Source organism: Ruegeria sp. YTSA226 (genome assembly GCF_059609905.1).
Genome location: NZ_JBXWMQ010000003.1, coordinates 61,736 through 88,399 on the forward strand (window position 1 = coordinate 61,736; position 26,664 = coordinate 88,399).

The 26,664-nt window shown below is 58.2% G+C and carries 23 protein-coding genes and 1 tRNA gene; 9 read left to right on the forward strand and 15 right to left on the reverse strand.

What is annotated here, in order from left to right; all coding sequences use genetic code 11:
• Positions 1-17: 17 nt before the first annotated feature.
• The 3 genes from AC2FFF_RS05295 (at position 18) to speB (ending at position 3,558) form a co-directional block, all read left to right on the forward strand.
• The gene (locus AC2FFF_RS05295; RefSeq protein ID WP_142635815.1) at positions 18-1,241 is read left to right on the forward strand and encodes a saccharopine dehydrogenase family protein; all 1,224 of its coding nucleotides are present in this window, start codon (positions 18-20) and stop codon (positions 1,239-1,241) included.
• A 308-nt stretch (positions 1,242-1,549) separates the two neighbouring features.
• Entirely contained in the window at positions 1,550-2,719 is a 1,170-nt protein-coding gene (nspC, locus tag AC2FFF_RS05300; RefSeq protein ID WP_281972445.1) for a carboxynorspermidine decarboxylase, read from the forward strand.
• Positions 2,716-3,558 carry an agmatinase gene (gene speB / locus AC2FFF_RS05305; protein ID WP_142635810.1) on the forward strand — a complete coding sequence of 281 codons (843 nt, stop codon included), beginning with the start codon at positions 2,716-2,718 and terminating at the stop codon, positions 3,556-3,558. Before nspC ends, speB begins: the two co-directional genes overlap by 4 nt.
• On the opposite strand, the gene AC2FFF_RS05310 is transcribed toward speB, so the two are convergent.
• The 3 genes from AC2FFF_RS05310 to AC2FFF_RS05320 form a co-directional block, all read right to left on the reverse strand.
• Positions 3,555-4,145: an HD domain-containing protein gene (locus tag AC2FFF_RS05310; RefSeq protein ID WP_142635974.1), complete on the reverse strand. Its 591-nt coding sequence runs from the start codon at positions 4,143-4,145 to the stop codon at positions 3,555-3,557. The genes speB and AC2FFF_RS05310 overlap by 4 nt on opposite strands.
• Positions 4,146-4,253: 108 nt before the next feature.
• Complete coding sequence (gene lptF, locus AC2FFF_RS05315) at positions 4,254-5,393, reverse strand: LPS export ABC transporter permease LptF (protein WP_142635808.1); 1,140 nt, start codon at positions 5,391-5,393, stop codon at positions 4,254-4,256.
• 162 nt (positions 5,394-5,555) lie between these two features.
• Positions 5,556-6,038 (reverse strand): MarR family winged helix-turn-helix transcriptional regulator, encoded by a 483-nt coding sequence (locus AC2FFF_RS05320; RefSeq protein ID WP_496676356.1) that lies wholly within the window; start codon positions 6,036-6,038, stop codon positions 5,556-5,558.
• 77 nt (positions 6,039-6,115) lie between these two features.
• On the opposite strand from AC2FFF_RS05320, the gene AC2FFF_RS05325 reads away from it, so the two are divergent.
• Together AC2FFF_RS05325 and AC2FFF_RS05330 are read left to right on the forward strand one after the other, a co-directional pair.
• The gene (locus AC2FFF_RS05325) at positions 6,116-6,997 is read left to right on the forward strand and encodes an EamA family transporter (protein WP_281972447.1); all 882 of its coding nucleotides are present in this window, start codon (positions 6,116-6,118) and stop codon (positions 6,995-6,997) included.
• A gap of 73 nt (positions 6,998-7,070) precedes the next feature.
• Entirely contained in the window at positions 7,071-8,090 is a 1,020-nt protein-coding gene (locus AC2FFF_RS05330; RefSeq protein WP_281972448.1) for a hypothetical protein, read from the forward strand.
• A 144-nt stretch (positions 8,091-8,234) separates the two neighbouring features.
• Here the strand turns inward: AC2FFF_RS05330 and AC2FFF_RS05335 are convergent.
• A tRNA-Trp gene (locus AC2FFF_RS05335) sits at positions 8,235-8,310 on the reverse strand.
• A 143-nt stretch (positions 8,311-8,453) separates the two neighbouring features.
• On the opposite strand from AC2FFF_RS05335, the gene AC2FFF_RS05340 reads away from it, so the two are divergent.
• The gene (locus AC2FFF_RS05340; RefSeq protein WP_142635800.1) at positions 8,454-9,161 is read left to right on the forward strand and encodes a lysophospholipid acyltransferase family protein; all 708 of its coding nucleotides are present in this window, start codon (positions 8,454-8,456) and stop codon (positions 9,159-9,161) included.
• On the opposite strand, the gene AC2FFF_RS05345 is transcribed toward AC2FFF_RS05340, so the two are convergent.
• From AC2FFF_RS05345 to AC2FFF_RS05365, 5 genes are all read right to left on the reverse strand, one after another.
• Positions 9,158-9,403, reverse strand: a complete 246-nt coding sequence (locus AC2FFF_RS05345) for a MoaD/ThiS family protein (RefSeq protein WP_142635798.1) — start codon at positions 9,401-9,403, stop codon at positions 9,158-9,160. The genes AC2FFF_RS05340 and AC2FFF_RS05345 overlap by 4 nt on opposite strands.
• Positions 9,396-11,651, reverse strand: coding sequence for a xanthine dehydrogenase family protein molybdopterin-binding subunit (locus AC2FFF_RS05350; RefSeq protein ID WP_496882882.1), 2,256 nt, complete (start codon positions 11,649-11,651; stop codon positions 9,396-9,398). Before AC2FFF_RS05350 ends, AC2FFF_RS05345 begins: the two co-directional genes overlap by 8 nt.
• Entirely contained in the window at positions 11,651-12,130 is a 480-nt protein-coding gene (locus AC2FFF_RS05355) for a (2Fe-2S)-binding protein (protein WP_281995328.1), read from the reverse strand. Before AC2FFF_RS05355 ends, AC2FFF_RS05350 begins: the two co-directional genes overlap by 1 nt.
• On the reverse strand, positions 12,127-12,993 hold the full coding sequence (locus tag AC2FFF_RS05360; protein ID WP_281972453.1) for an FAD binding domain-containing protein: 867 nt from the start codon (positions 12,991-12,993) through the stop codon (positions 12,127-12,129). Before AC2FFF_RS05360 ends, AC2FFF_RS05355 begins: the two co-directional genes overlap by 4 nt.
• A gap of 128 nt (positions 12,994-13,121) precedes the next feature.
• The gene (locus tag AC2FFF_RS05365; protein WP_496882883.1) at positions 13,122-16,334 is read right to left on the reverse strand and encodes a reductive dehalogenase; all 3,213 of its coding nucleotides are present in this window, start codon (positions 16,332-16,334) and stop codon (positions 13,122-13,124) included.
• A gap of 76 nt (positions 16,335-16,410) precedes the next feature.
• On the opposite strand from AC2FFF_RS05365, the gene AC2FFF_RS05370 reads away from it, so the two are divergent.
• On the forward strand, positions 16,411-17,316 hold the full coding sequence (locus AC2FFF_RS05370; protein ID WP_281972455.1) for a LysR family transcriptional regulator: 906 nt from the start codon (positions 16,411-16,413) through the stop codon (positions 17,314-17,316).
• Here the strand turns inward: AC2FFF_RS05370 and AC2FFF_RS05375 are convergent.
• From AC2FFF_RS05375 to AC2FFF_RS05390, 4 genes are read right to left on the reverse strand one after another with little or no spacing between them, the layout of a single operon-like run.
• Positions 17,303-18,571, reverse strand: coding sequence for an NAD(P)/FAD-dependent oxidoreductase (locus AC2FFF_RS05375; protein WP_281972456.1), 1,269 nt, complete (start codon positions 18,569-18,571; stop codon positions 17,303-17,305). The two genes, AC2FFF_RS05370 and AC2FFF_RS05375, sit on opposite strands and share 14 nt — an antisense overlap.
• A gap of 41 nt (positions 18,572-18,612) precedes the next feature.
• Complete coding sequence (locus tag AC2FFF_RS05380) at positions 18,613-19,647, reverse strand: ACP S-malonyltransferase (RefSeq protein ID WP_281995333.1); 1,035 nt, start codon at positions 19,645-19,647, stop codon at positions 18,613-18,615.
• Positions 19,644-21,836, reverse strand: a complete 2,193-nt coding sequence (locus tag AC2FFF_RS05385; RefSeq protein WP_496882884.1) for a dehydrogenase E1 component subunit alpha/beta — start codon at positions 21,834-21,836, stop codon at positions 19,644-19,646. Before AC2FFF_RS05385 ends, AC2FFF_RS05380 begins: the two co-directional genes overlap by 4 nt.
• Before the next feature lie 10 nt (positions 21,837-21,846).
• Positions 21,847-23,016: a pyridoxal phosphate-dependent aminotransferase gene (locus AC2FFF_RS05390; protein ID WP_282021693.1), complete on the reverse strand. Its 1,170-nt coding sequence runs from the start codon at positions 23,014-23,016 to the stop codon at positions 21,847-21,849.
• A gap of 98 nt (positions 23,017-23,114) precedes the next feature.
• Between AC2FFF_RS05390 and AC2FFF_RS05395 the strand changes: the two genes are divergently transcribed.
• Entirely contained in the window at positions 23,115-24,008 is an 894-nt protein-coding gene (locus AC2FFF_RS05395; protein WP_142635780.1) for a LysR substrate-binding domain-containing protein, read from the forward strand.
• A 55-nt stretch (positions 24,009-24,063) separates the two neighbouring features.
• Here the strand turns inward: AC2FFF_RS05395 and AC2FFF_RS05400 are convergent, their stop codons facing one another.
• Both AC2FFF_RS05400 and AC2FFF_RS05405 read right to left on the reverse strand, forming a co-directional pair.
• Entirely contained in the window at positions 24,064-25,221 is a 1,158-nt protein-coding gene (locus tag AC2FFF_RS05400) for an acyl-CoA dehydrogenase family protein (RefSeq protein ID WP_142635778.1), read from the reverse strand.
• A 106-nt stretch (positions 25,222-25,327) separates the two neighbouring features.
• On the reverse strand, positions 25,328-25,903 hold the full coding sequence (locus AC2FFF_RS05405) for a TetR/AcrR family transcriptional regulator (protein WP_281972461.1): 576 nt from the start codon (positions 25,901-25,903) through the stop codon (positions 25,328-25,330).
• A gap of 296 nt (positions 25,904-26,199) precedes the next feature.
• Between AC2FFF_RS05405 and AC2FFF_RS05410 the strand changes: the two genes are divergently transcribed.
• The gene (locus tag AC2FFF_RS05410) at positions 26,200-26,664 is read left to right on the forward strand and encodes a nuclear transport factor 2 family protein (protein WP_282021582.1); all 465 of its coding nucleotides are present in this window, start codon (positions 26,200-26,202) and stop codon (positions 26,662-26,664) included.

A 26,664-nucleotide genomic window follows, 5' to 3' on the forward strand; every position in this document is an offset into this window, starting at 1 on the left:
CGAGAGGAGATGACCCCATGGGAACTTTGAGTGGCAAAACGCTGGTTGTCGGCGCGGGCGGCGTCTCTCACGCTGCGGTGCACAAGATGGCGATGAATTCGGACATCTTCACTGAAATCACGCTGGCCAGCCGCACCAAGTCGAAATGCGACGCCATTGCCAAGGCCGTGAAAGAGCGTGTTGGCGTTGATATCGCTACTGCGGAGCTGGACGCTTATAAGGTCGCGGACACAGTCAAACTGATCAAGGACACCGGTGCCGAGGTCCTCGTGAACCTGGCCCTGCCCTATCAGGACCTCGTGCTGATGGACGCGTGCCTTGAGGCGGGCATCCACTACATCGACACCGCGAATTACGAGCCCGAGGACGAAGCCAAGTTCGAGTATCACTGGCAATGGGCCTATCAGGATCGGTTCAAACAGGCAGGACTGACCGCCATCCTCGGTTCGGGCTTTGATCCGGGCGTGACGTCTGTCTTTGCGACGTGGTTAAAGAAACACAAGTTGGATACGATCCGCCAGATCGACGTGCTGGACGCCAATGGTGGCAGCAACGATCAGGAATTCGCCACCAACTTCAACCCCGAGATCAACCTGCGCGAAGTGTTGGCCGAAGTGCGCCATTGGGAAGCTGGCGAATGGAAACACTCCCCCGCCATGACCCATAAGGTCGAGTTCGATTTCCCCGCCATCGGCCCCAAAAACATGTACCTGATGTATCACGAGGAGCTGGAGAGCCTCTCCACCCACTTCCCCGAGATTGAGCGTGCCCGCTTCTGGATGACCTTCGGCGACGCCTATATCACCCACGCCAAAGTGCTGGAAAATGTCGGCATGACCCGCATCGACCCAGTGATGCATGACGGCAAGGAAATCATCCCGATCCAGTTCCTGAAAACATTGCTGCCCGACCCTGGCGATCTGGGCGCAGAAACCAAAGGCAAAGCTTGCATCGGCGACATCGCCACGGGTCAGGCCAAAGACGGCTCGGGTGAGAAGACCTATTACATCTATAACATCTGCGACCACGAGGAATGCTATGCCGAGGTCGGCAGCCAAGCGGTCAGCTATACCACCGGCGTCCCCGCCATGATCGGTGCGGCGCAGGTGCTGAAAGGCAACTGGTCCGAGCCGGGCGTGTGGAACATGGAACAGCTGGATCCGGACAACTTCATGGACATGCTGAACGAACATGGCTTGCCGTGGCAGGTCCACGAACTGGATGGTCCGGTCGAATTCTAAAGCTTAACCGTCACCATATTAAAGAGGGAGCGAATAGAAGCAATGTCGTCAGATCAGCAAATGGCAATTCTGATCGGGTCGATGTTCGGAACCTATGCGCTCCTTCTTATTTTATCGAAGCGGTACAGGACAGACACGGTCAAAATGTTCCGCTTGGAAAAGTCCAGCATTCTTGTGGCAGTAGAAAATCCTGTCGCTACCACTGCTCATATCCTGTCATTCATTATACCACTTTGGATGATGGGCCTCATCTGAAACTGCGTCGAACTTTAAGGGGCCGCAGTTAGAATGAAAGGGACTGGATTATCATGGCAGAAATGATGACCACACAAGCCGGGGATGCTGGAGCTTTCCGCAATTTCGACCTCAACCGCGTGCCAACGCCTTGCTTTGTGGTCGACGAAAAAGCAGTTGAGCAAAATCTGGCTATCTTGTCCGACGTCGGCAGTCAGTCAGGTGCGCAAGTGCTGAGTGCGCTCAAAGCGTTTTCGATGTTCTCGCTTGCGCCGCTGGTCCGCCAACATCTTGACGGCACCTGCGCCAGCGGTATCTATGAGGCGCGTTTAGGCCGCGAAGAATATGGCGGCGAAGTCGCCACCTTCTGCGCGGGCTACAAGGAAGCGGACATGGATGAAATCCTGTCGCTGTCCGACCATGTCATCTTTAATTCTATAGCTCAAAAGGATCGGTTCCTGGCCAAAGCCCAAGCAGCAGGTGTGCAGGTCGGTTTGCGCATCAACCCGGAACATTCCGAAGGCGAGATTGCAAAATACGACCCCTGCGCGCCCTGTTCGCGTCTGGGCACACCGGTCAGCCAACTAAGCCATGAAATCATGGTTGGTGTGGACGGCCTTCATATGCATACACTTTGCGAACAAGGGTTCGAGCCCTTGATGCGCACATGGGAAGCCATTGCACCAAAACTCGCCCCGTTCCTGGGTCATCTCAAATGGCTGAACTTCGGCGGTGGCCACCATATCACCCGCGACGACTATGATCGTGATGGGTTGATCGCGTTCATCAAGGCGATCCGCGAAACCCATGACGTCGACGTCTATCTTGAACCCGGCGAGGCTGTGGCACTGGATGCGGGCATTCTGGTGGGCGAAATTCTCGACCTGCCGACCAATGGCATGGCCCTTGCGATCACCGACATCTCGGCCACATGCCACATGCCCGACGTGATCGAAGCCCCCTATCGCCCGGCCCTGATGGCCGAGGCCGAGGCAGGCCATACCTACCGTCTGGGCGGCCCGTCCTGTCTGGCGGGGGATGTGATCGGCGACTATACGTGGGACAAACCGCTTGAGATCGGCCAACGCTTTGCCTTCCTAGATCAGGCGCATTATTCGATGGTCAAGACCAACACCTTCAACGGTGTCCCCCTGCCCACAATCGCCCTGTGGAACAGCGAAACCGACGCGTTGAAAATTATCAAACAGTTCGGCTATGACGACTTTAAAGAGAGGCTCTCATGAGCGTTTTCCTCGACAGTGAATTGACCACATCGGAACGGACCGAAAACGCCCGGTTTCGTGTAATCCCAGTACCGCTGGAGCGCACGGTATCCTACGGCTCGGGTACAGCCGGTGGCCCGGCGGCGATCATCGAGGCCAGCAACGAGCTGGAGCGCATCACCGGCCTTGCCGAGCCTTGCATAGCGGGTATTTTCACTGAGGAACCTTTGAACTGTGACGGCCCTATGCCTGCAGTGATGGAACGCCTTGCCCTGCGCACCGAAGCCGCCATTCGCGCTGGTAAAGTGCCAGTCACTCTGGGCGGTGAGCATTCGCTTAGCTACGGTGCGGTGATGGGCGTGGCCCGCGCGTTGAACCAACCGATCGGGATCGTCCAGATTGATGCGCATGCGGACCTGCGCGACACGTATCAGGGTGAAAAGCACAGCCATGCCTCGGTCATGCACCTGCTGGCCCAAGAAGGCGTCCGACTGGCCCAATTCGGCGTCCGGGCCTTTTCGACCGAAGAGGCGCAGAGCCGGGTGAAGAACAACGTGTTCCACATTGATGCCGAGGAGCTGGTCACCGGTAACATCCACGCGGTCGATCTGCCCAAGGATTTCCCCGAACTGGTCTATGTCAGCTTTGATGTCGACGGGCTGGACCCTTCGCAAATGCCAGCCACAGGAACACCCGTGCCCGGCGGCTTGGGCTATTATCAGGCGCTGCAACTGGTCGAGCATGCCCTTCGTGGGCGCAAATGCGTGGGGTTCGACGTGGTCGAGCTGGCCCCGGACGGCAATGCCGCCTGGGATTTTACCGCCGCACAGATCGTCTACCGTCTGATGGCCGCCTGCTAACCTTCGGCGGTTTCGTTCAACTCCATATGCCCCTCGCCGCGGCTTAGGACACGGCGCAGCATCGGCTCGAAGAACTCCAACGGTTTGGTCGGGTAATCCGGATCGAACGCCTTTTGGTCGTATTCATGGCAGAAATAGCGGCATTCCTCCCAATAAGGACTGTCGCGGTACTTGTCTCGGGCGTTGCGGTCTCCGCCCAGGTGGTGATTGTAGTAATAGCCCTGGAACACGCAGTGATGTTTGAGGATCCAATGGGTTTTCTGGCTGACATAGGGCTTCATCATCGCCGCTGACAGCTCTCCATGGTTATAGGGAGACAGGATATCGCCGGTGTCGTGGATCAGCGCTGCGACGACCAGCTCTTCTTCCGCCCCATCCTCATAGGCGCGCGTCGCGGCCTGCAGGCTGTGCTGATAGCGGTTCACGGGATAGGGCGTCCAATCCTCGTCCAGCGAACGGATCGCATCCAGTATCCTGTCCGGCAACGCGGCGTTATAGGCCTCTTCGTATTCCATGACGGCGTCCCAATCGGCCTTGGTCGCCTCTTCAAAGCTGGTCCAGGTGGGTTTGTGGGTTTTGTCCAGCATGGTCCGGTCCTTTTGACTGATCATCCAACCGCAGCCTAACGCAGAAAACCTGAGCGAAAAAACGAATTAGCTTGGCCGAAGAACATTGCGCCGAAATGCGCCGTAGCTTCAGGCTTGGGACAATGCCCGCGAGTGTTTTCTTGCGCGCACGCGCAGAAGCGGACGACCTGCAATCAAAAGAAACAGGCACGAGATCAATATGCCCATGACAGCAGGCAAATAGAGCAATAGCCACAATTTCGGGTCTTCGATCACCAACGGAGACACAAAGCCGCGCATACCTTCCAAAAGGACCAGAATTATGAATGCTCCAAAAATCTGTGGCCACAGGCCAAATCTGGAAAAGCTGCCCAACATAAGGGTTGCATAGCCCGCCATCGCGACCGCGATACAAATGGTGATCCACGAAAATCGCTGATGCAGCTCGTCGATCAACGCGCCCTCAGTGAACCCTTCTGCTGCCGCGATCGCAGCCCGGTCGCGCAACAGCTCTGCGGTGGGAATGGCCTCGAGGCTTCGCTCGGCCGCGTTGTCGGTACTCGTCAATTCTGAGATGTCATAGGACGCGTCCTGAAACAGTGTAGACGACAGGGTACGTCCCTGCCGGTCCTGACGCAGCGCAACTCCGTCAACCATCACCAGATGAATGCCCGAGCCGTTATTGACCAGATAAGCTGTTTGGCTGGAATAGCTGACCGGGCTGGTTTTATCCCGCCGGTCCGAAACAAAAACTTCGCGCAAAGTCCCGTCCAGATCAATTCCTCCAATATAGACGGTCACGTCACTTGCAGGATGCAGGAATTCGCCTTCATTCAATAACTGCGCTGTGACGTCACCCGCCACTTCGGCCTGCCGTTTTTCCAATAGATCGACCGAGGCCGGGCGCAGGAAAACACTGATCGAGGCCATCATCAGACCAGCAACAAGACCGAACAGAACAACAGCGCGAGCCAACCGCCACGGGCTGGAACCTGTGGCCAGCATCACCGTAAGCTCGCTTTCACGGCTCAAGCGGTTGGTGGCATAGACGGCCGCTGCGAACACGGCCATGGGCATCACCGTACGGATCAGCGTCGGCAAAGTAAGAGCGGTAAATTCGAGAAACACCATGGCCGATTGACCACCGCTGATGACACGGTCAAACAGGCTGACCGAGCGGGTGATCCAGAAAACCCCCACCAGAATCAGAGTGAAAAAGCCGAACAGAATCAGCAGTTGCCGCAGGAAATATCCATCGAAGCGCGACATGTATCCTCATCCGGCTACTTGAAATTCTTTTGGACAATATGCCAATCCCCTGACCGAGGAAACCGCATAGCCCAAGAATTATAGAAATTGAGCCGTGCGCACTAAAACGGCTTATGCCACATCGGAATTGGCACCCCGGTCCAGCATGCTTACCTGCCCGGATCAGTCCAGCGTTTCAGACAACGATCTGAGCAGGTGATTGAGCTGATCGCGCTGTTGCAGGGACAAACCCTGAACCAGGCGCTGCTGAGTCTCCACATGATCCGAAACGGCGGCCTCAATCGCTTTGAATCCGTTTTGGGTAAGACGGATCAGGAAGCCCCGGCCATCCTCAGGGTTTTGCACTCTTTCGACCATCCCCGCCTTAACCAGTTGATCGACGCGATTCGTCATTGTGCCGGACGTCACCATTGTAAGCTCCAAAAGCTCGCCAGGTGAAAGACCCTCTGGCTTGCCAGACCTTCGCAACGTGGCAAGGACATCAAAGCTGGCAGCGTTCATGTCATGAAGAGCCCAAGTATGCTCCATCGCCCTTCGCAACTGAACCGCCAACCGCGTCAGTCGACCAACGGTTTCCATCGGCCCCACATCCAGGTCGGGCCGGGCACTGTTCCACTGCGCGATAATTCGCTCCACATGATCCATGAGTTCTGGCTAGCCCAGCTTTATCTTGACGTCAAGATTTTACAATATATCTTGACGTCAAGATAAAAGGATTCGCCATGAGACACCAAACCGACATCGCCCTAACTGCTGTTGCCCCTTTGATCTGGGGTAGCACCTATTATGTTACGACCGAATTTTTGCCCGTCGGATATCCGATCACGATGGCCGCGCTGCGTGCGCTGCCTGCCGGACTGCTGCTGCTAGTTTTGTCCCGTCAACTTCCAAGGGGTCATTGGTGGGGCCGCATATTCATTCTGGGCGCGCTCAATTTCACCGTGTTCTGGACCCTGCTTTTCGTCGCGGCTTACAGGCTCCCCGGTGGGGTCGCAGCCACTGTCGGCGCGGTACAACCTCTTATTGTAGTCTTCCTGTCGGCATTTCTGCTGAACACCCCGGTTGGGCTGAGATCGGTCGGCGCGGCGCTGCTGGGGGTGATCGGCGTCGGGTGCCTTGTCCTCGGAACAGCTATCAATCTTGATACGGTTGGCCTGATCGCTGGACTGGGTGGCGCCCTTTCGATGGGGGCAGGAACTGTCCTGACGCGCAAATGGCAACCGCCAGTGCCGCTGCTGACATTTACCGCTTGGCAACTAACCGCCGGCGGGCTGTTGCTGGTGCCGCTTGCACTGATATTTGAGCCCGCCTTACCAGCGCTTGAAACAAACAGCCTTCTCGGAATTGGATATCTGAGCGTAATCGGGGCTGCCCTGACCTATATCCTGTGGTTCCGAGGCCTCGCCCGGATCGAACCCTCTGCGGTCTCGGCACTTGGCTTTCTCAGCCCGTTATCCGCCGTAATGATTGGTTGGGTCATGCTTGGGCAAAACTTGACCTTTGTGCAGATCGCCGGTGTCTGTATCGTACTTTTGGCGGTCTGGCTGGGGCAAATGGGCAAGCGTACCGGCCGTTCGATTGTCACCATCAGAAAGCCCGCCTGAAACTCCAGGCATCGATGTACGAGTTTTGTGCTAAACTGTGTGCTGTGCAACGCCCCGGCAAGAAAGGTATCACGTGTCAAAAAGCCGAGTAAAACCGCGCTATTTTGCCATCGCCCTGCTGCCGGTATGTGTTTTCGCAATCCATAAACTGATCCAGAACCAAATGATCGCCAATGAACTGGACGTTCCAGTGAACTTTGTGTTGAGCGGTAGCTCTTGGCAGGAAGCCGTTGGTCGGTTTCGGTTTCTTGCCGCGTCCTGGTTCTTTTTATCGCTGGCCTTGTTGCCCGTGGCAGTCTTGTTCCGGACCCTGTCACGCCCGATCGAAAAAAACACCCGGATCGCGGCAATCGCGATTGTAGTCGCCATCGTGTTTCTGGCTCTCGTGCCGACCATTCAAAAGCATATGACCGACCAAAGCCCGCAGATTTACCACCAGATCGGAAAAGCCATTTTTGAAACAGCATTGTCGCAAGGCACCTTACCGGCATGTTCCGGTTCGGAAGATAGCTGGATGTTTGGGAAATGCGGGCATGCCCCTGTTCTTTCACTGTTCAACCGTATTCTGGACCTGGTGAATGCAATGGCCGGCCTTGCGATCGGGTCTCTGATTGTCGGAATGATATTGTGTCTTGGTCGGCATGAATCTCAGGACATCGAAGCAACCGCAGCTGAGCTGGCGCAAAACCTGCGGCAGATGCGGCAGCAGCTCTACCTGTCCAGTCTGGTGCTGACCTTCGGCATGTTCTTTGCCGCAAGCTGGATGTACTGGCCCTTGCCCATGATCGCTGAATCAGAAAGGGCCGCCTATAGCGCATTGCTCAACGCATCGGCCTTGTTCACCGGCACATATTTTTGCTTGCTAATGCTCAGCTACTTTCTTCCCGTGGCAGTCCTTCTGGACGGAAGAATTTCTAACCTCGCTTTGGCTGCCCGAAATCAGGGCGGCACAGACCAGGTATTCGACATTGATGACTGGAGATCGTCGCATAAGCTGACAGAAGGCACAGGTGACATCATCCGCGCCGGCTTCGCCCTGACGGCCCCAATCTTGGCCGCTTTTGCCGGTGGCATATCACCGATTTTGGGTTAGACCGTGATTTGTTGAGCAACCAGAACGCGGTTTATCGCATCGGTCGAATGCTCTGCTGGTCCAAGTTGTAACAGCTAGGCTGCGCAAAGGGTCACGCGTGTCCCATTCCGCCCAAGCGGCACAAACTTCTGGAAATGGAGAGAATGGCAGGGGCAGCAGGGTTCGAACCCGCGACCTACGGTTTTGGAGACCGTCGCTCTACCAACTGAGCTATACCCCTAAGGTGCGCCTCAAATATGCCAGCCGCGCGGCGGACTCAAGAGGCTTTTTCAGATTCCTCCTCAGTTATGCGCACGACAAACAAGTTGCGTATGGCGTTGAGTTCTATAAGACACGGTTTGATCAATATGAGGGTCACCATTCGTGAGTATCCGCAAGAAAATCGCCGATAGCGAGGCCGTCCTGAATTGGACCGCCCGCCGCATCGCGAGCTATATTCGGATGGTTAACCGCAACACCCAATGGCAACGCATCGGCTATGAAGAGCTGGACCAACTGGCCGATCAGGGCGAGCCGGTCATCGTTGTCCTTTGGCATCAGCGACTGGCACAATCGCCCTATTTCTTTCCGTTGGATAAGGGGCGTATCTGCTCGATCACATCTTCGGCACGCGCTGGCAGCATGGTTGGTCGGGTGCAGAAACTCTTCGGCATGGACACCATCGCCATGACCAGCAAAAACGCCAACAACATCGCGGTGTCACGCGAAGTGATCGGCAAGATCAAGCGGGGCATTTCCATCGGTATCGCCGCTGACGGCCCGCGCGGTCCGGAACGGGTGCTGTCGACAGTGCCTCTGGTTTGGGCACGCACCTCGGGCAAGCGGGTCTTCGGTATCACCTTTTCTGCCCGCCACGGCAGCGAGGCCGGTACCTGGGATCGCCTGCTGATGCCGCGCCCTTGGCGCAATCAGGGCGTCTTTTTGTGCCGGGAATGGACCGAAAACGTTCCCCGCAAGGCCAGTGAAGAAGAACTCGAGACGCTGCGGTTAAGCCTTGAGGCGCATATGAACGACATCACTGCCGAAGCAGACAGGATGGTCGGGCGCGAACCCTGGTCACCCAAGGGCTAACCGCCGCGCAGCCTTTGCATCAGATACACTTCGCTGCCTTCGGGGATCGGTTCGGTCAACCCGCTGGCGATCACGCGACCGTTTATTGAGATGGATACCCCAGCATCAATCGGTGCCTGAAGCTGCGGATGTACCCGCGCAAGTTCCCGCAGCAGCTCACCAGTGGTTTTGGCCTCAACCTCGACCACCTGTTGACCCCCGGTCAAAGACCGGAGGCCGGACCACAGGTGGACCTCAACCATTGTCCTTGAGCGCCGCCAAAATGCGTGGCGGTGACATTGGCAGTTGTTTCATCCGCACACCCGCTGCATTCGAAACCGCGTTGGCGATGGCTGCCAGCGGTGGCACGATGCCAGTCTCGCCCACGCCGCGCACACCAAACGGGTGGCCGGGATTGGGCACTTCGACGATCACCGTATCGATCATCGGCAAGTCGCTGGCGACCGGGATACGATAATCGAGGAAGATCGAGTTCTGCAGACGACCATCCTCGCCATAGACATATTCCTCGTTCAGCGCCCAACCGATGCCCTGCGCCGCGCCACCCTGATACTGGCCTTCCACATAGGTCGGGTGGATCGCCTTTCCGGCGTCTTGAATGACCGTATAGCGGGTGATGCTGGTCTTGCCGGTCTCCGGGTCGACCTCGGCATCGACGATATGGGTGCCAAACGACACGCCTGCGCCTTCCGGGGTTGCTTCGAAATGGCCCGAGATCGGACCGCCGGTCGCACCCATATCAGCGGTGATATCGGCCAGCGGCATCGGGTCGAAATCGCCCGCATTGGGGCCCGAGGGCACCGCGCAGCCGTTTTCCCATTTCACCGCATCCATCGGGATGCCCCACTTGGCCGCCGCGCGTTCGCTCAGCTTTTCAACCGCATGCCGGGCCGCCTTGATCGTGGCCAGCCCTGAGGCATAAGTCACGCGCGAGCCGTGCGAAACGTCGTTATAGCCGAGTGTTGCCGTGTCCGCGATGGTGACGCGGATATTCTCGTAGGGAATGCCCAACACCTCGGCTGCCATCAGAGCCATCGACGCGCGCGAACCGCCGATATCGGGCGTGCCGACCATCAGCTGGGCCGAACCATCCTCGGACAGGGCCAGCGACACGGATGTCTCGCCCCCGTGATTGAACCAGAATCCACAGGATATCCCACGCCCCTGCCCTGGTTTCAGTGGCGCAGAATAGTGCGGATGCGCCTTGGCGGCCTCAAGCGTTTCGACCAGACCGATGCGTTCGTAGCGCGGGCCATAGCTGGCCTTCGTACCTTCGTAGGCGGCGTTTTTCAGACGCACATCCACGGGGTCCAGACCCAGTTTCTTGCACAGCTCGTCAATCACCGACTCAACAGCAAAGGCTCCCATCGGTGCACCGGGCGCCCGGTAGGCCGCCTGTTTCGGGCGGTTGGCCATGACGTCATAGCCCACCTGCTTGACGTTAGTCAGGTTATAAGGAGCAAAGGCACACATGGCCGTCATATCACCCGGCGCGCCGGGGAAGGCCCCACCCTGCAGGCGGAACACGCCTTGCGCTGCGGTGATCGTGCCGTCTTTCTTCATCCCGATCTTGATATCCATCGACGCGGAGGCAGTCGGACCGGTGGCCCGGAATACCTCGGATCGGGTCATCACCAGCTTGACCGGGCGGTTGGCCTTGCGGCTCAGCGCCAGCGCGACCGGCTCGATGAATACGGTTGTCTTGCCACCAAAGCCGCCGCCAATCTCGGACGCCGTCACCCGCAGTTGCGATGTTTCGATCCCCAGCAAAGCCGCACAGGTTTTCTGCGCGATCCAGTGACCTTGGGTGGTGCACCACAGCTCACCCTTGCCGTCATTTCCCAGCGTCGCCAAACAGGCATGAGGTTCGATATAACCCTGATGGGTTGCCTCGGTGACAAAGCTGTCTTCAACAACCAGATCCGCTTCGGCAAAACCGACCTCGACATCGCCATGCCCGCTTTCGTGATAGCGCACGACGTTCGGGTGCATCCCTTCGGGCACGGAATAATCCGCCGCCCCCTCGCGTATAACCGGAGCGTCCGGGGCCATCGCTTTGTCGACATCGGTCACATGGGGCAGCACCTCATATTCGACCTCAATCAGTTTGAGTGCGTCACGTGCCGACAGCGCCGAAGTTGCCGCAATAGCTGCCACCGCGTGGCCGTCATACAGGGCCTTCTCGCCTGCCATAACGTTTTCCAGCACGTTCCAGAACTCACCTTCAAGACCGGGCTTAAACGGCACCTCAGCGAAATCGTCACGGGTCACAACGGCTTTGACGTCTTTATGCGCTTGGGCCTTGGATATGTCGATCTTTACGATCCGCGCATGGGCATGGGGCGAGCGCAGAATAGCCCCGTGCAACATGCCCGGTGCGGTGGCATCAGCACCAAATTTCGCGCGCCCCGTGACCTTGTCCAGCCCGTCAGGGCGGTTCGGTCGGGTGCCAACGAAAGTGAATTCAGATTTGCGATCGTCGAGTGCCATTACGAAGCCTCCCCCAGTTCAGCCGCTGTATCCATCACGGCGCGAATGATCTTGTCATACCCGGTGCAGCGGCAGAGATTACCAGCCAACCAATACCGTGTCTCTTCCTCGGTCGGGTTCGGGTTCTTTTCCAGCAACGATTTGGCCGCGACCAGAATACCGGGGGTGCAGATACCGCATTGAAGAGCAGCATATTCAATCATCTTCTTCTGCAGCGGATGCAGAACGTCCCCGTCTGCAATACCTTCGACCGTCTCGATCTGTTTACCCTCTGCTTCGATCCCAAGCATCAGGCAGGAACAAACCAAACGGCCATCGAGAGTTACCGAGCAGGCACCGCAATCGCCGGTGCCGCAGCCTTCTTTCGCACCGGTCAGGTTCAGCTTGTCGCGCAGACAGTCCAGCAGGGTCTCGCGTGGGTCACACAGGTATTCGACCGTGTCACCATTGACGGTGGTGGATACGTGGAACTTGCTCATGCTTGCTCTCCCTTGGCGCGGGCATAGGCGATTTTCGCGGCGCGTTTGGCCAGAACCCCGGCCACTTCGGTACGGAATGCGATTGTGCCGCGCTTATCGTCGATCGGGTTACAGGCAGTAGATGCGGCAGCGGCAAGCGCGTCCAATGCAGTATCGTCCAGGGTGCTGCCCATGATCGCCGTGGCGCAGTCTTCGACAAGCAGAACAGTCGGAGCCACGGCACCCAGAGACACGCGGGCCTCGGTGATGGTATCCCCGTCCAGACGGAGATTCACACCTACGCCAACCACCGCAATATCCATCTCGGTCCTGGGGATGAACCGCAGATAGGCATCACCTCCGTTTTCGCCGCGTGCAGGAATATTGACCGCCGAGATCAGTTCACCCTTGGCCAAGGACGTTCTGCCCGGGCCGGTCGGAATATCTTCGACGGCAACCTCACGTGTGCCACTTGGTCCGGTGACTGTCACGGTCACGCCCGCTGCCACCATGGCTGGCACCGAATCCGCCGCAGGCGAGCCATTGCACAGGTTGCCAGTCAGCGTCGCCCGCCCCTGCACCTGAGTCGATCCGATCAAATCCATCGCTTCGACCACGCCGGGCCAGTCGAGGCCCAACCCAGGATGTTCGCTCATTTCCGCACCTGTCGCCGCCACGCCCAGCGTCCAGCTGCCGTCAGCATTGCGGGTGATATCGCTTACGCCATTGATTTTCTTGATGTCTATCAATGTATCAGGCGTCACCAATTCCGAGCGCAACTGCACCAAAACATCGGTGCCACCGGCAAGAAACCGTGTAACGCCTTTTGCATTTTCTGCCAGAGCCGACGCCTCGGCAAAGCTGGCAGGGCTGTGATAATCCATGATTTTACCTCGCGCCTGTTGGTCAGGATCCACTGGGGTTCGCAGGGACGTTAATGCAGCAACACACTGGCGTCCATGGCAAGAACGACCTATTTTTCGATCCCGAAATGACGTTTCCAGACCTCGGATCAGAGGTCGATCTCGACCACCCCGTCCGGGTCCGCAGCACGGCTTTGGCACAGGATGATTGCGCCTTCGCGCTGCTTGTTCGACAGCACGAAATCCCTATGCTCGATTTCACCCGAAATCACACCGCATTTACAGACGCCGCAAATTCCGTCCGAACATTTCACATCGACCTGAATTCCGGCTTCGTTCAGCACCTGCGCCGCGTGTTTGTCGGCGGGAACCTGCAGCTCTCGCCCCGATTTGGCCAGTTTCAGCGTGAAAGAATGGTTCTCATACTCGGGCTGCTCGGGAACGGAGAAATACTCCAGATGCCGCGCCTCGTCTGGGAACCCTTGACGTTCCGCTGCCTGCATCACGCCTTCCATGTACCGATCCGGGCCGCAGGTATAGACATGCCAACCTACCTGATATCCCGACAGGATTGACTGTAAATCAGCGCGCGTGCCTTCGTCCGAGAAATGATAGTGCACGTGATCGGCCCAGGGCATTGCAGCCAGATCGTCCAGATACCCCGCCCCAGCGCGGGTACTGGCCGAGTAATGCAGGTCAAAGGGTTTGCCCAGACTGTGCAGGCGGTGGGCAAAAGCGATCATCGGCGTGATACCGATCCCGCCGCCCATCAGGAATGTCCTGGTGGCGGTCTCATCCAGTTCGAAATGGTTGATCGGTTTCGAGATGAAAACCTTGCGCCCTTCGGTAAAAATCCGGTGCAACAGGGCCGAGCCGCCCCGCCCCTCATCCTCGCGCAAGACACCGATCTGATAGGTCGCTGGGTTCGCCGGATTGCCGGACATTGAATATTGCCGCAGGAACTCTGGCGCGACCAGCACGTCCAGATGGGCGCCTGCGGTCCACTGAGGCAGCGGCGCGCCATCCAGCGTCGCGAACTCATATTTGGTCACATCACCCGTCATCCGGTCGACCATGCTCAGCTCGACCCGCATGACAGGGGCATCACCTGCGATGGAATAGTTGTGAACAACAGACATGTCCCCGGCGGCCTTGCGTGCCTTGTACTCCTCTGCCGTGACCATCGCTTCATAAGCTGCAATCCCGGCTTCGCGGTCCATGGCAAAAGGATAGGGCCAGGGATGCGGGGCCAGATAGGCGGGATAGACCGCCAGCGTCTGATCCTCATATTTCAGGGCAAGGTCCGTCTGCAGGTTGCGCCGGTTCAGCGGATGCTGGGTCGGGCGATACGCGCCGTCGGGCTGCAATTCGATATCCCACCACCATTTCTTGGTGTCGTTCAAGCCACCATTGCCCACCGCATCGTCCAGTTTCGCCAGCGCTGGCGCGGCTTGGGGGAAGTTCATCGCGGCCCAACGGAAGGGACGTTCCTTGAAGATGCCTTCCAGATTCCATGGGCAGGTCTTCATGCACCGCCCGCACATCGCACCACCCGATGTTGTCACCCGGTAAGTGGCGCATCTCTGGCTGTCGGACTTCCAGATTTCATAGCCGTTGAACATCAGTTTTGGCCCGGCGGTGATCGCCCCCGAGGGGCATTCTCGCGCGCATTTATTGCAGCTTTCACAAAAACTCTGCAGTCCGAAATCTATCGGCTTGTCATGAGCCAGAGGCATATCTGTTGTGACCGCACCGGATTTCAGACGCGGGCCCAGATAGGGGTTCAGGATGACCTCGCCAATCCGGCTGACCTCTCCCAGTCCCGACAACAGCAAAAGCGGAGGCTGCAGCACCTCGCCATCCATCACCGTATGGGCCTTGGCCTTATACCCAAGGTTGCGGATCTGCTGTGCAACGACCCCACCCAAAAGCGAGAACCGCAGATAGGCGCGCATGGATTGAGCGACCGCAATCCAGTCGTCACCGCTGGATCCCTCCATCGTCTCATAACCTTGGTCGATGATCATGCTGATGGCTTGATCATGTGGCGGTGTAATCTCTTCTCCGGCGGCATCATGTGAATACCACGCCCATTCGGGGCAGCGGCTGAGGCCCACCGCATCCGCACCCAGAAAATAGGTCGTGGCCTTGATATTAGCGGCGTTCCGGGCGGCATCTGTCGGCGGCGCTGTCTCGGCGCTATCGCCATCCTGCAGCAGAACAAACGCGCCCAGCGCGCGCCGTTGCGCGAAACTGGGGGCCGCCTTGCGCACGTAATGCCCACCCTTGGCGGCGTCCTGCAGAGTCTTACCCATGTCGCCGAATTGCGCCCGGGCAAACATGTCAGCCCGTTTGGGGACGCGTGCAACGTTTTCCTCGTCAATATAAGTTGTCGGCGTTTCGACACGCTTAAGCTTTTCGAAGGGATGCGCGCCGTCGACATAGCGCCGTTTGGCATAGGAGTCTCGGTTCAACGCATTCTTGGCAAAACCCGCCCCCAACCACCATGCCGGTCCTTGTGTGCGAAACCACGGTTGCTGAGCCATCGGGCACAGCGGGCGGTCATGAGCGATCTCCAACTCGGTCGTCACCACGGCCAGCCCGAACCGGGTCCCAAGCCACGGGGCAACAAGTTGTCCACCTTCGGCCGAGGCCAATCCCGCGGCGACCGCCAGTTTGCCCAGATCAACATCCGACGACATCGCCGTATGCGCCCGTGCATCAAAGCCAAGCAATCGGATGTAGTTGGCAATCACCACCGCATTCTCGGTTGCCAACAAACAAGCGCGATGATCCTGCGCATCCACGATCCAATCGGTTCCGGGCTCGGACAGGTCCGGGTCTCGGTTGTGTTCGTACAGAAACACGATTGCATGGCGGTGGCTGTCGATTGGCTTTGGCGCAGCCTCGATACTGTCCTTCAAATCCGCCATGATGACATCAATGCCCGAGGCCAGCGTCTTGGTTTGCCGTGTCCTCAGGGCATCAGCCAGCCGGTCTATATCAGGGTTGCGGCGCGGCTCGGGCAACAGTGCTTCAGGCGGCAGTGGTCCGCACCCAATCATCGACGCATCGTTGAAATAACCAAAGGCTTTCAGATGGTTGGCGCGCGCATTCGGATCTGACGGGATATCGCCCATTGCCGGGTTCACCAACCCGTCGCGGATCGCATCCATCATCGCCTGAAACTCACCCATCGCATTGACGATGCTGTGGGGCTGATCGGGGCGGCGAAAACTAAGATCGCCCATAGGCGGCACCTGCGAAAGGTCCGGCATTGTGTCCTGCCGCGCCAACCGCTCTAGCGGGTAGCCGCCCATATGAACTGGCCTGTTCCGGTCTGAAAAGAAACGGATTCCCATAGCGTGCCTCCCCTTGCCCGTCTGACCCTTAATGCCCGGTAGACAGCAATGCCATTCATACTTAATCATAAATAATATGAATAAAAATGATTTCACTGATTTGGACGGCAAAGTCCTGCGGGTCTTTCTGACAATACTCGAGGAAAGCTCGGTCTCGAAAGCAGCCGATCGGCTGGGGGTCACGCAATCGGCAATCAGCCACACGCTGTCCAAACTGCGGCAGGTGCTGGGCGATCCGTTGTTTGTACGTTCAGGTCAGGGCCTGACCCCGACCGAACGTGCCTTGTCCCTGAAGGACCCTATTCAAACGGTGCTGGACGGGATGCGTGCCTTGACCGACGGTCGCCCCTTTGACCCGTTATCCGAACAGATCGACATTCGCATCGCCACAAATGACATGCCACGCGAAGTGATATTCCCAAGGCTGTTGCGAGACACACGCGCCGAGGGTGCACGGTTACGGTTGGAGTTCATCCCATCGGGCGTTCCCGATCCGGACCTGTTGCGCAGCGACCGGTGTCAGTTGATGGTCACCCCTCTGCCGCCGGATGGGCCGGACATTTACCAGAAACGGCTGCTCGAAAGCCCGCTGATGATGTTTTATGATGCCGGCCATTGCACCCCGCCAAACAGTTGGCAGACCTACTGCGAGAGCGACCATATCGAGGTGCGCTTTTCCGATGGCCGCAACGCCCGTGCCGTCATGCGGGGTGTTGATCAAAGCCAGATCAGAGCGCCGATTGTTACCCTGCCCCATTTCAACGCGATTCCGGCCTTTGTGCGGGGCAGCTCGTTGATCTCGACCGATACCGCCTTGATGAGACAAGGTCCTCTGGCCGGGTTGGACTGTGCGCATTTGCCCTTCGAATGCACCCCGGTTCCGCTTTACATGGTCTGGCACCAAAGGTCGGCCAATGACCCGGCGCATCGTTGGCTGCGCAGAAGGATCGAAGCCATAGCAGCTGACATCAGCGCGCCTTGATCAAATGGGTCAGTGCAGCACCGGTTTCAAAGTAGGCGTGACGCAGGCGGGTCCAGCGTTCAGTATGTTCCGCCACAGCGGGAACTGGCAGCAACGCCGGATCCCCTGCCAAAAGGCTCTCAGCCGCCATACGGCCAAACACCGTGCCCGGCCCGATACCCCGGCCTGAATAGCCATGGATCGAAACCGCATCCGGTCCGATCCGGGTGATCTTGGGAATGTGGTCCGAGGTCATCGCAATGCGGCCATGCCATCCCTGCTGCAAGGGTTGATCCGCAAGCTGAGGATAAAGCTCTGACAGTTTGCGCTTGATCCATCCGGTGTGCGCGGCGCTGCCCGCATGTTCTAGATTGCCCATTGCGCCGAGGATAAAGCGCCCGTCGTGATCCATTCGGAAAGAGGTCATGATCAGGCCGGTATCCCAACATCCTTCGGCTCCGGGAAGAATACTCGCGCGCAGATTGTCGGACAACGGCGCAGTAGTGAATTGAAAATACGAGACAGGAACATAGGCCGGTGCCGTATCGGGCAGGTTCCGATGATACGCGTTGGTGGCCTGGATCACTGATTTGGCGCGCACCGTGGCCTGCGGGGTTTCCAACAGCCATTGGCCATCGACATGGCGCATCGTCGTCACCGGGCTGTGTGTGTGAACGCGTGCCCCGGTTGCGGCAGCCGCGCGGGCCAGACCACGCACATATGCCATCGGCTGGATCGTTCCGGCGCGCGGGTCGAACAGAGCTCCACGAAAGGTGGCGCTGCCCGTGCGCTGGTACGTCTTGTCCGACGACAGCAACTCGACCGGAGCGCCTGCCTGACGCAACTGTGCATGGCGTATTTTCAAATCAGCAAGACCAGAGCCAGAATGCGCACAATGCAACGTGCCCGTGCGCATCGGCTCGCACTCAATCTCATGTGCCTGGATCACGCTGAATACTTCACTTGGGGCCGCCGCAAGGATTTCGATAAGACGCGTTCCGTCCGCATCCCCCAGATGGGCGCAAATGTCAGCAGGACGCACCCAGAGTCCGGCATTGACCAGCCCCACATTGCGCCCGGATCCCCCATGCCCGATCTCCTGCGCCTCCAAGACACAGACCGAGGCTCCGGCCCGTGCGGCCGTCAAAGCCGCAGAACTGCCAGTATAACCGCCGCCGATCACCGCAAGGTCCACAGACAAATCGCTGGTCAGCGGGGCGCTCTCCACATGCTCGCGGCAGGTGTTTAGCCAAAGGGATTGATCGTAGTCGCTCAATGCGGACTCCTTGCGGTGTCAAAAACCATTAGGACGCGGGATCAGGTCGTCGCAAGAGCCCTTTGATCCTCACGCCCCATCGCGATCAGGAAAGGCCGCGCCTTTTGCTGCGACTGAAACGCTGCCCGATCGCACATCCCCTGCCACCCGGCCAGAACCAGCGATTGCGCAACGGCACCGCCCAAAGTCGCTCCGGGGCCTGTCACGATGAACAGGTCAGGCGCGAATTCGCGCGCGGCGGTCTGGATTGCGCGGGTGAAGTCATAGGCCGCGGTCACCTGATGTCCCAGGGTGTAATCCCACAGTGCCTGCGTGTCCGTCGCACCCGGCCACCAGATTTTGCCACGCCCGTCGATCAGAGGCCGGTCAGGCTGTTTGAACAGCTCCGCACCAAGTTGCGTGCGCCCTTCCGCAGCCACCGGAGCTTGAAGGTGGGTGTGAAATGCGGCGTGATTTGCCAACCTCATGGGGAACCTGTCTTGCACACTCGGCCACGATGCCTCGAACGCTCGTAAGCCCTCTTCGTTGCCCGCCAGAACCAGCATTCCACCCAGATCAATCGACAATGCCAGAACCTGACCGTCCTGCGCGTTGATCCGCGCCACATCCGCCAGCAATTCAGCCTTACGCTGAGGATCAGCCACCCAGCTATCGTCTGAAAACGGGTATACGAGCTGCCCACCAATTAGGTGGTCCTGCATCAGCGTCCCCATTGTGTTCACCACACGAAAGCCATTCTCGGGCGACGCCGCGCCTCCGACGGCGAGGGCGATGTACCAGCCCATCGAGTTGCCGGTGACAGCCACCACTTCAATGTCATCGGCCAGCACCTGAGCATCAGCCAGAGATGCCGCGTAGATCAGAGGTGAGGCCATATCTCCACGCGAATACTTGCTGACCGTGAACCGATCGGCACCGTCCAGCTCCGTGACCGTCTCTTGCCCCGCACTGGCACGGATAGCGTCAAAATTGCCAAACATTTGCATCCGGCTTGCGTGATGACGGTGTAAATAACCCAGCTCGGCCTTGTTATAGGTGCCCCGACCCGGGCAGATCACAACGGCGGTACGGGTCATGAGCGGTTTCCAGTCAGATTGAGCGCAGCGGCGACAATATTATCCTTTGACGGCAATGGCGCAGCATATGCAGGCCCGGTCGCGATAAAGCTGTCTTCTGCCACTACGCGGGCGATTGGGGTGTCGGGGCTTTCTTCGACGAAGAAAGTTGTCAGCGCCTCTGACTGGCTTCCAGTCCGGCGGCATTCGTCAACGACCAGAATATGCGCACAGGTTTTGGTGGACTCGCGCAACGCTTCTGCAGGTAATGGAGCCAACCATCGCATGTCGATAATCCGGGTTCGGATCCCTGCGGCCTCAAGTTCAGGCAAGGCTTGCTGCGACAGGTAGTGGCCGTTGCCATAGGTCACAATCGCCAGATCGGTGCCGTCCCCCTGTACCCCGACCTCGCCCAGGCGGATGCTGCGATCCGGCGAAGGATAGGTCGTCATCCATCCGGCATCTTGTGCCTGATGGAGGTCGCGCATCGGATAAAGCGCAATGGGTTCCAGGAATACCACGACGCGCTGCTCTTCGCGGGCCAGCCTTACGCATTCTCGAAGCATCTGCACCGCGTCCGAACCAGTCGAGGGGCAGGCAATGATCACACCCGGAATATCGCGCAGAACGGCCAGAGAGTTGTCGTTGTGGAAATGCCCCCCGAAACCCTTCTGATATCCCAGACCGGCGATCCGCAGGACCATCGGATTGGTAAATTGCCCGTTCGAGAAAAAGGGCAAGGTCGCGGCCTCGCCCCTGATCTGGTCCTCGGCATTGTGGAGATAGGCCAGAAACTGAATTTCAGGGATCGGGACAAAGCCGTTATGCCCCATACCGATGGCCAGCCCCAGAATGGACTGTTCGTCCAACAGCGTGTCGATCACCCGATCCGGGCCGAACCGCTGTTGCAGCTTTTGGGTCACGCCATAGACGCCACCCTTGCGTCCCACATCTTCGCCCATGCACACGATCTCGGCGTGTTCCAGCATCAGATCGGTCAGCGCCCAGTTGATCAGACGACTCATCGGCTGGGGATCGTCCATCGCGCGCATGTCGCCGCCAAAAGCGGCTGCACGGGCCTCGGCCCCCGGACCATTGGTGGGTTTGCAGGTGCGTTCCGGCGGGATCAGGCTGGCCATGACCTCGGACGCAGTGGTCAGATGTGGGCGGGTCACGGCCTCGGCCGCGATCCTGTCGGTGCGGGCGCAGGTATCCTGATATATCTTCAGCGCCTGATCCGACGATAACGCCCCGGCCTGATCCAACAGCCGCACCGAATGCAGAAGCGGATCATTAGCCTCATCAGCTTCGACCTCGGATTTCGCCATATAGGTCGTCGGGACGTCCGCCCCCGCATGGCCATAAAGCCGAACGGTTCTTAGATGCAGAAAAGCCGGTTTGCGCCGAGTGCGCACGTATTCCGCCGCCTCTTTCGCAACCGCATAGGTTTCGAAAATATCCAAACCATTGGCCTGGAAATATTTGATCCCCGGCCGGTGCTGCATCGACGCTTGAACCCATCCCTTTGGCGTTCTGACCGAGATACCGATCCCATTATCCTCACAGACGAACAACAGGGGCAAAGGGGTCGACTGTACGCTGGTCCACCCCGCCGTATTGATCGCCCCCTGCGCAGTGGAATGATTGGCCGACGCATCCCCGAACGAACACATCGCGATCCCGTCCTGTGGCAGCTCGCGATGTTCGGGCGGGTGCCGCCGCGCTGCACCCAGGGAATAGGCCGCACCCACAGCTTTGGGCAGATGACTGGCAATTGTCGAGGTCTGCGGCGGGATCATCAGTGCCTTCGAGCCCAGTACCTTGTGCCGACCACCCGAGATCGGGTCCTCTTTCGAGCAGGCAAAACTCAGTAACATATCCCAGGCGATCTGCTGACCCGGCACCTGCTCGGAACGCGCGATCTGAAACGCGGCATCCCGGTAGTGCAGAAACGCGATGTCTGTGGGCCGCAGAGCATGGGCGACAGCAGCCATGCCCTCATGCCCGGACGAGCCGATAGTATAGAACCCCTGCCCCGCCTTCTGCATCGCGCGGCTGGTACGGTCCAACGCCCGGCTGAGAACCTGCGACCGGTACAGCGACACCGCCTCGGTATTGCTAAGTCCGGGGCGCGGGGCTGCGCCGTCAGGCAGGTGGCCTTGCGCCACACGTGTCAGGAAATTCTCATGAACGATCTGAGCGCGATCCATGGCGGCCCCTCTACTTCAATCTGGCGGTCGCAACAGAAATGCGCCGCAACCCTTCTTGCAGGCTTTCGGTGCCATAGGCAAAAGAAAGCCGCAGATGGCCCGGCATCCCAAAGGCGCGCCCCGGCACCAGGGCCACCCCGACTTCGTCCAGCAGATACCGGCAGAATTCATGATCGACCGGCATTTCAGCCGGTGTTTTGGGAAAGACATAGAACGCGCCATCCGGAACGGCACACTCCAGACCCGCGGCATTCAACCTAGCAACCACAAGATCACGGCGTGCTCGCATCGCCTGCAGGCGTTCGCCCAAAAGCGTTTGCGGCCCGGTAATCGCAGCCAATGCTGCCGCCTGCGCGATGGAACATGCGCCTGATGTAATCTGCCCCTGAACAGCGGTCATCGCCTTGATCAAGGGTGATGGCCCGATTCCCCAACCGATCCGCCACCCGGTCATCGAATAGGCCTTGGAAACTCCATTTACGGTCAGCACTCTATCCGCCAGATGCGGCACGGCCTGAACAAATGGCGTGAAGGGAACATAGGTCAGGTGTTGGTAAATCTCATCCGAGATCACCCAAACATTGGGATGCCTGTCCAAAACACGACCCAGGGCCTGCATTTCCGATTCAGTATAGACCGCGCCGGTCGGGTTTGAGGGCGTGTTCAGCAAAAGCCAGCGAGTGCGCGGCGTAATTGCGGCCTCAAGCTGTGCTGGGGTCAGCTTGAACCCCTGAGAAACCGGACAGTCCAAGACAACCGGAATACCGCCGGACAGCCTGACCATATCCGCATAGCTGGTCCAGAACGGCGCCGCGGTAATAACTTCATCCCCGGGATCGAGCGTGGCCATCAGCGCCCCGGACAAAACCTGTTTAGCACCGGTCGAGACGATCACGTTTTCCGGCTGGACACTGGCCCCGACGGCGATAGCCGCCCGAAGGTCCGGCGCCCCTGCCGTCGCCGGGTACCGTGTTTGCCCGGCCAGCGCCGCTTTATGGGCCGCCTCGACCACATGTTCAGGGGTCGGAAAATCAGGCTCGCCAGTACTGAGCGCGACCACATCGACACCCTGCGCCTTAAGGCGCGCAGCCTGCTCAGAGATCTGAACAATCTCTGACAACTCAATCCCGCGCAGCCTGTCTGCACGCCTAAAACTATCTGCTGCGATTTCCCTGGACACTGCCAACGTCTCTCTTGACCAAAATATTCATTTGGTATCGGGCTGGCGGGCTCTAAAAGCCAGTGATATTCCATTCGAAAGGTATGAGGAATTATCATATGATCGCCCCCCGTCGTTTTCTGCCGTCTATCCCCTCTCTGCTGGCACTCGAGGCCGTTGACCGCCTTGGCAGTGCATCGGCGGCAGCGGAAGAGCTTTCGCTGACCCAGAGCGCCATCAGCCGACAGCTCAAGTCGATGGAGGAACAGCTGGGCATCGAACTGATCCAGCGAACCCAGATGCGGCTGCAGCTTACCCCGGCGGCAAAAGAATACGTTCAGGTCGCGCGCAAAAGCTTGCACCAACTGGCGCAGGCCTCCCTAAAACTCAGAGCCAATCCGACCGGAGGATCGCTGAACCTGTCGATCCTGCCGGCGTTTGGGATGCATTGGCTGGCGCCGCGTCTTCAGGACTTTGCTCGCCGACATCCCGAGGTGACCGTCAATCTGAACACCCGGCTTCGCCCCTTCGATTTCGAAACGGAACATTTCGACGCCGCGATTCATTTCGGACGTCGAGATTGGCACGGCGTCAACTACCTGCCGATCATGCGTGAAAACGTTGTACCGGTTTGCGCCCCGGAAATTCTGCCAAAAAACCCGGAACAGATTGACTGGCTAATGAATGCCCCACTGCTGCACCTGGAAACGCGCCCTGACGCCTGGGAGCAATGGTTTGCCGCACAAGGGCTTGTGGCATCAGGGCTTGGCGGCATGTTGTTCGACCAATTCTCGACTATGGGACAAGCCACAATTCATGGGCTTGGGGTGGCGCTGCTGCCCAGCTATCTGGTCGAAGACGACTTGAAAACCGGGCGGCTTGTTCCCGCCTGGAAAGGCCCAGGCGTCAGTCTGGGCGATTTCTTTCTGGTCTGGCCGCAATCCCGGGTGGCATCCGAGCCGCTGAAGTCGTTCTGTTCTTGGCTGCAAGGCCAAGTCGACCAAATCTCGTGACCGGGCCATTCCGACCACCCTAGAAAACTGCGGGGCGGGAGCGTCCCGAACAGGATTATGTGTCCAACGACCGAGCAATGAGTTCCTTCATGATCTCATTTGTCCCGCCATAGATCATCTGAACCCGCGCATCCGCGTAAAGCCGAGCAATCGGATATTCCATCATGAACCCATAGCCACCAAACAGCTGCAGACATTCGTGCATGATCTCATTCTGCACCTCAGACCCCCAGTATTTGGCCATCGACGCGGTCGATGCATCCAAAGTTCCAGCCTCAAGCCGGGCAATACAGTCGTTGACAAAACTGCGCAGCACTTCGGCCTTGGTTTTACACTCGGCAAGCTTGAAGCGGGTATTCTGGAAATCCATCACGCGCTGACCGAAGGCTTTGCGCTCCTGCGTGTATTTCACTGTTTCGGCAATCGCGAAATCAATCGCACCCAGGGCACCGATTGCAATCGTCAGGCGTTCCCAGGGAAGTTGCCGCATCATCTGGTAAAAACCCTGCCCCTCTTCCGCTCCAATCAGGTTTGTCATCGGGACCTTGACGTCCTCAAAGAACAGCTCGGCCGTGTCATTGGACTTCATGCCCAGTTTCTTGAGGTTCCGCCCCTTGCGGAACCCATCTGCGCCCTGCGTTTCGACCGCGACCAACGATACCCCTTTCGACCCTTGGGTCTTGTCGGTCTTTGCGGCCACAAGGATCAAGTCCGCAGATTGCCCATTGGTGATAAAGATCTTGGATCCGTTCAGACAGTAGGAGTTACCGTTCTTTTCCGCAGTTGTGCGGATCGACTGCACATCCGAACCGGTTCCGGGCTCTGTCATGGCCAGCGCGCCAACCATCTCGCCCGAGGCGAGTTTCGGCAGCCATTTCAACTTTTGATCTTCGCTGCCATAAGCGGTGATATAGTGGATGACAATCGACTGGATCGCATAGCCCCAACCGGAATCTCCGTGCGAGGTCTGGGCGTACATGGTCAGAGCATCAAATCCCATGCCACCACCGACACCGCCGTGTTCTTCGGTGATCGCGCCAGCCATCAGTCCCATGTCACCGGCCTTGCGCCAGAACGCACGATCAACAACCCCGTTTTCGGTCCAGCGCTCGATATTGGGCACCAGTTCGTCCTGCATGAAACGGTTCGCCATTTCGGCAAACATCTGGTGCTCTTCGGACACCCAGCTGGATGTAGGGGTAATAAGAGACATTGCGCATCCTCCAAGATCAACTTGCCGCCAGCGTAAGTTGGACCGCCAAGTAATCCAATGCGTTGGATGAAACGCTACGCAACGTCTTTTGGAAGATTTCGCCGGGTCACTGGATCGGTGCGGCCAACGCGTTTTCCAGCAAGACCCGCGCTGCAGCTTTGGCATCTTGCGCGGGATCACAGCTTTTCAACAGAACCGCCGTCACGATTGCCCCTTCTTTCAGCAGAAGAATCTGACATCCCAGGCTTTCAGGATCGCAGGCACCGGCTTTGCGGGACAGATCCGTGAAATATTCCAACAACAACCGCTTGTGTTCCGCCGCCTGCACGTGGATCGGGTGCTCTTTCTCCTGGAACTCGGCGCCAGCCTTGATGAACATGCAGCCGCGAAACCCGTCTTCGGCGAACCACTCGCCCAGTGCATCAAAGCTTGAAATCAACTGGTCCGCAGGGGTGTCGGCCAATTCCTCGACACGACGCATGAACCAGTTGCGGAAATTCTCGTCCCGCAAGCGCAAAGCCGCCAGTATCAAATCTTCCTTGGTGCGGAAATGTTTGTACATCGAAGTCTTCGACACACCCGTCTCAGCCACCAGCTTGTCCATGCCGGTCGCATGAAAACCGTCACGATAAAAGACCTTTAGGGCCTTGCGGACCAGCTCATCCCTTTTGTTTGGGCGCATGATTCGCCTCCTATACGTACCGATCTGTACATAATTGTACCCTCCATAATCCGCAAGGGCCACCAATGTTCAGGAAATTCTCTTTATTTTCCACCTGGATAGAGAAAAATTTTAGATATTTTACAGGCGCCCCTTGCAAATAGGTACCGATCAGTACACCTTAACAACATGATGTACCGATCAGTTAACTATGGAGCCGTCATGAAACGCCGTACCAGCCCCTTCAACCGCCAGTACATCCCAATTCTGTTGACCCTTGCGCTGCTCGCTGCATCGCTGACCTGAAGGATCATGACATGAGCCGCCCCCCTCTGCCGCCATTCACTGCTGAGACCGCTACACAAAAGGTCCGCATGGCTGAAAATGCTTGGAACAGCCGCGATCCGGATATCGTGACGCCCGCCTATACCGAGGACAGCCAATGGCGGAATCGGGCCGAGTTTGTCGCGGGCCATGCTGAAATTCACGCGCTTTTGACCCGCAAGTGGAGAAATGAGCAGGAGTACCGGCTGATCAAAGAACTCTGGGCCTATTCGGAAAACCGTATTGCCGTGCGCTATGCCTATGAATGGCGGAACGACAGCGGCCAGTGGTTCCGCTCATATGGTAACGAGAACTGGGAATTCGATAGGGATGGTCGGATGGCCAAACGTCATGCCTCGCTGAACGACCTTCCGATCAGGCAACAGGATCGGGTTTTCCTTTGGCCTCTTGGTCCGCGCCCTGACGAACATCCCGGCCTGTCTGATCTGGGCCTGTAG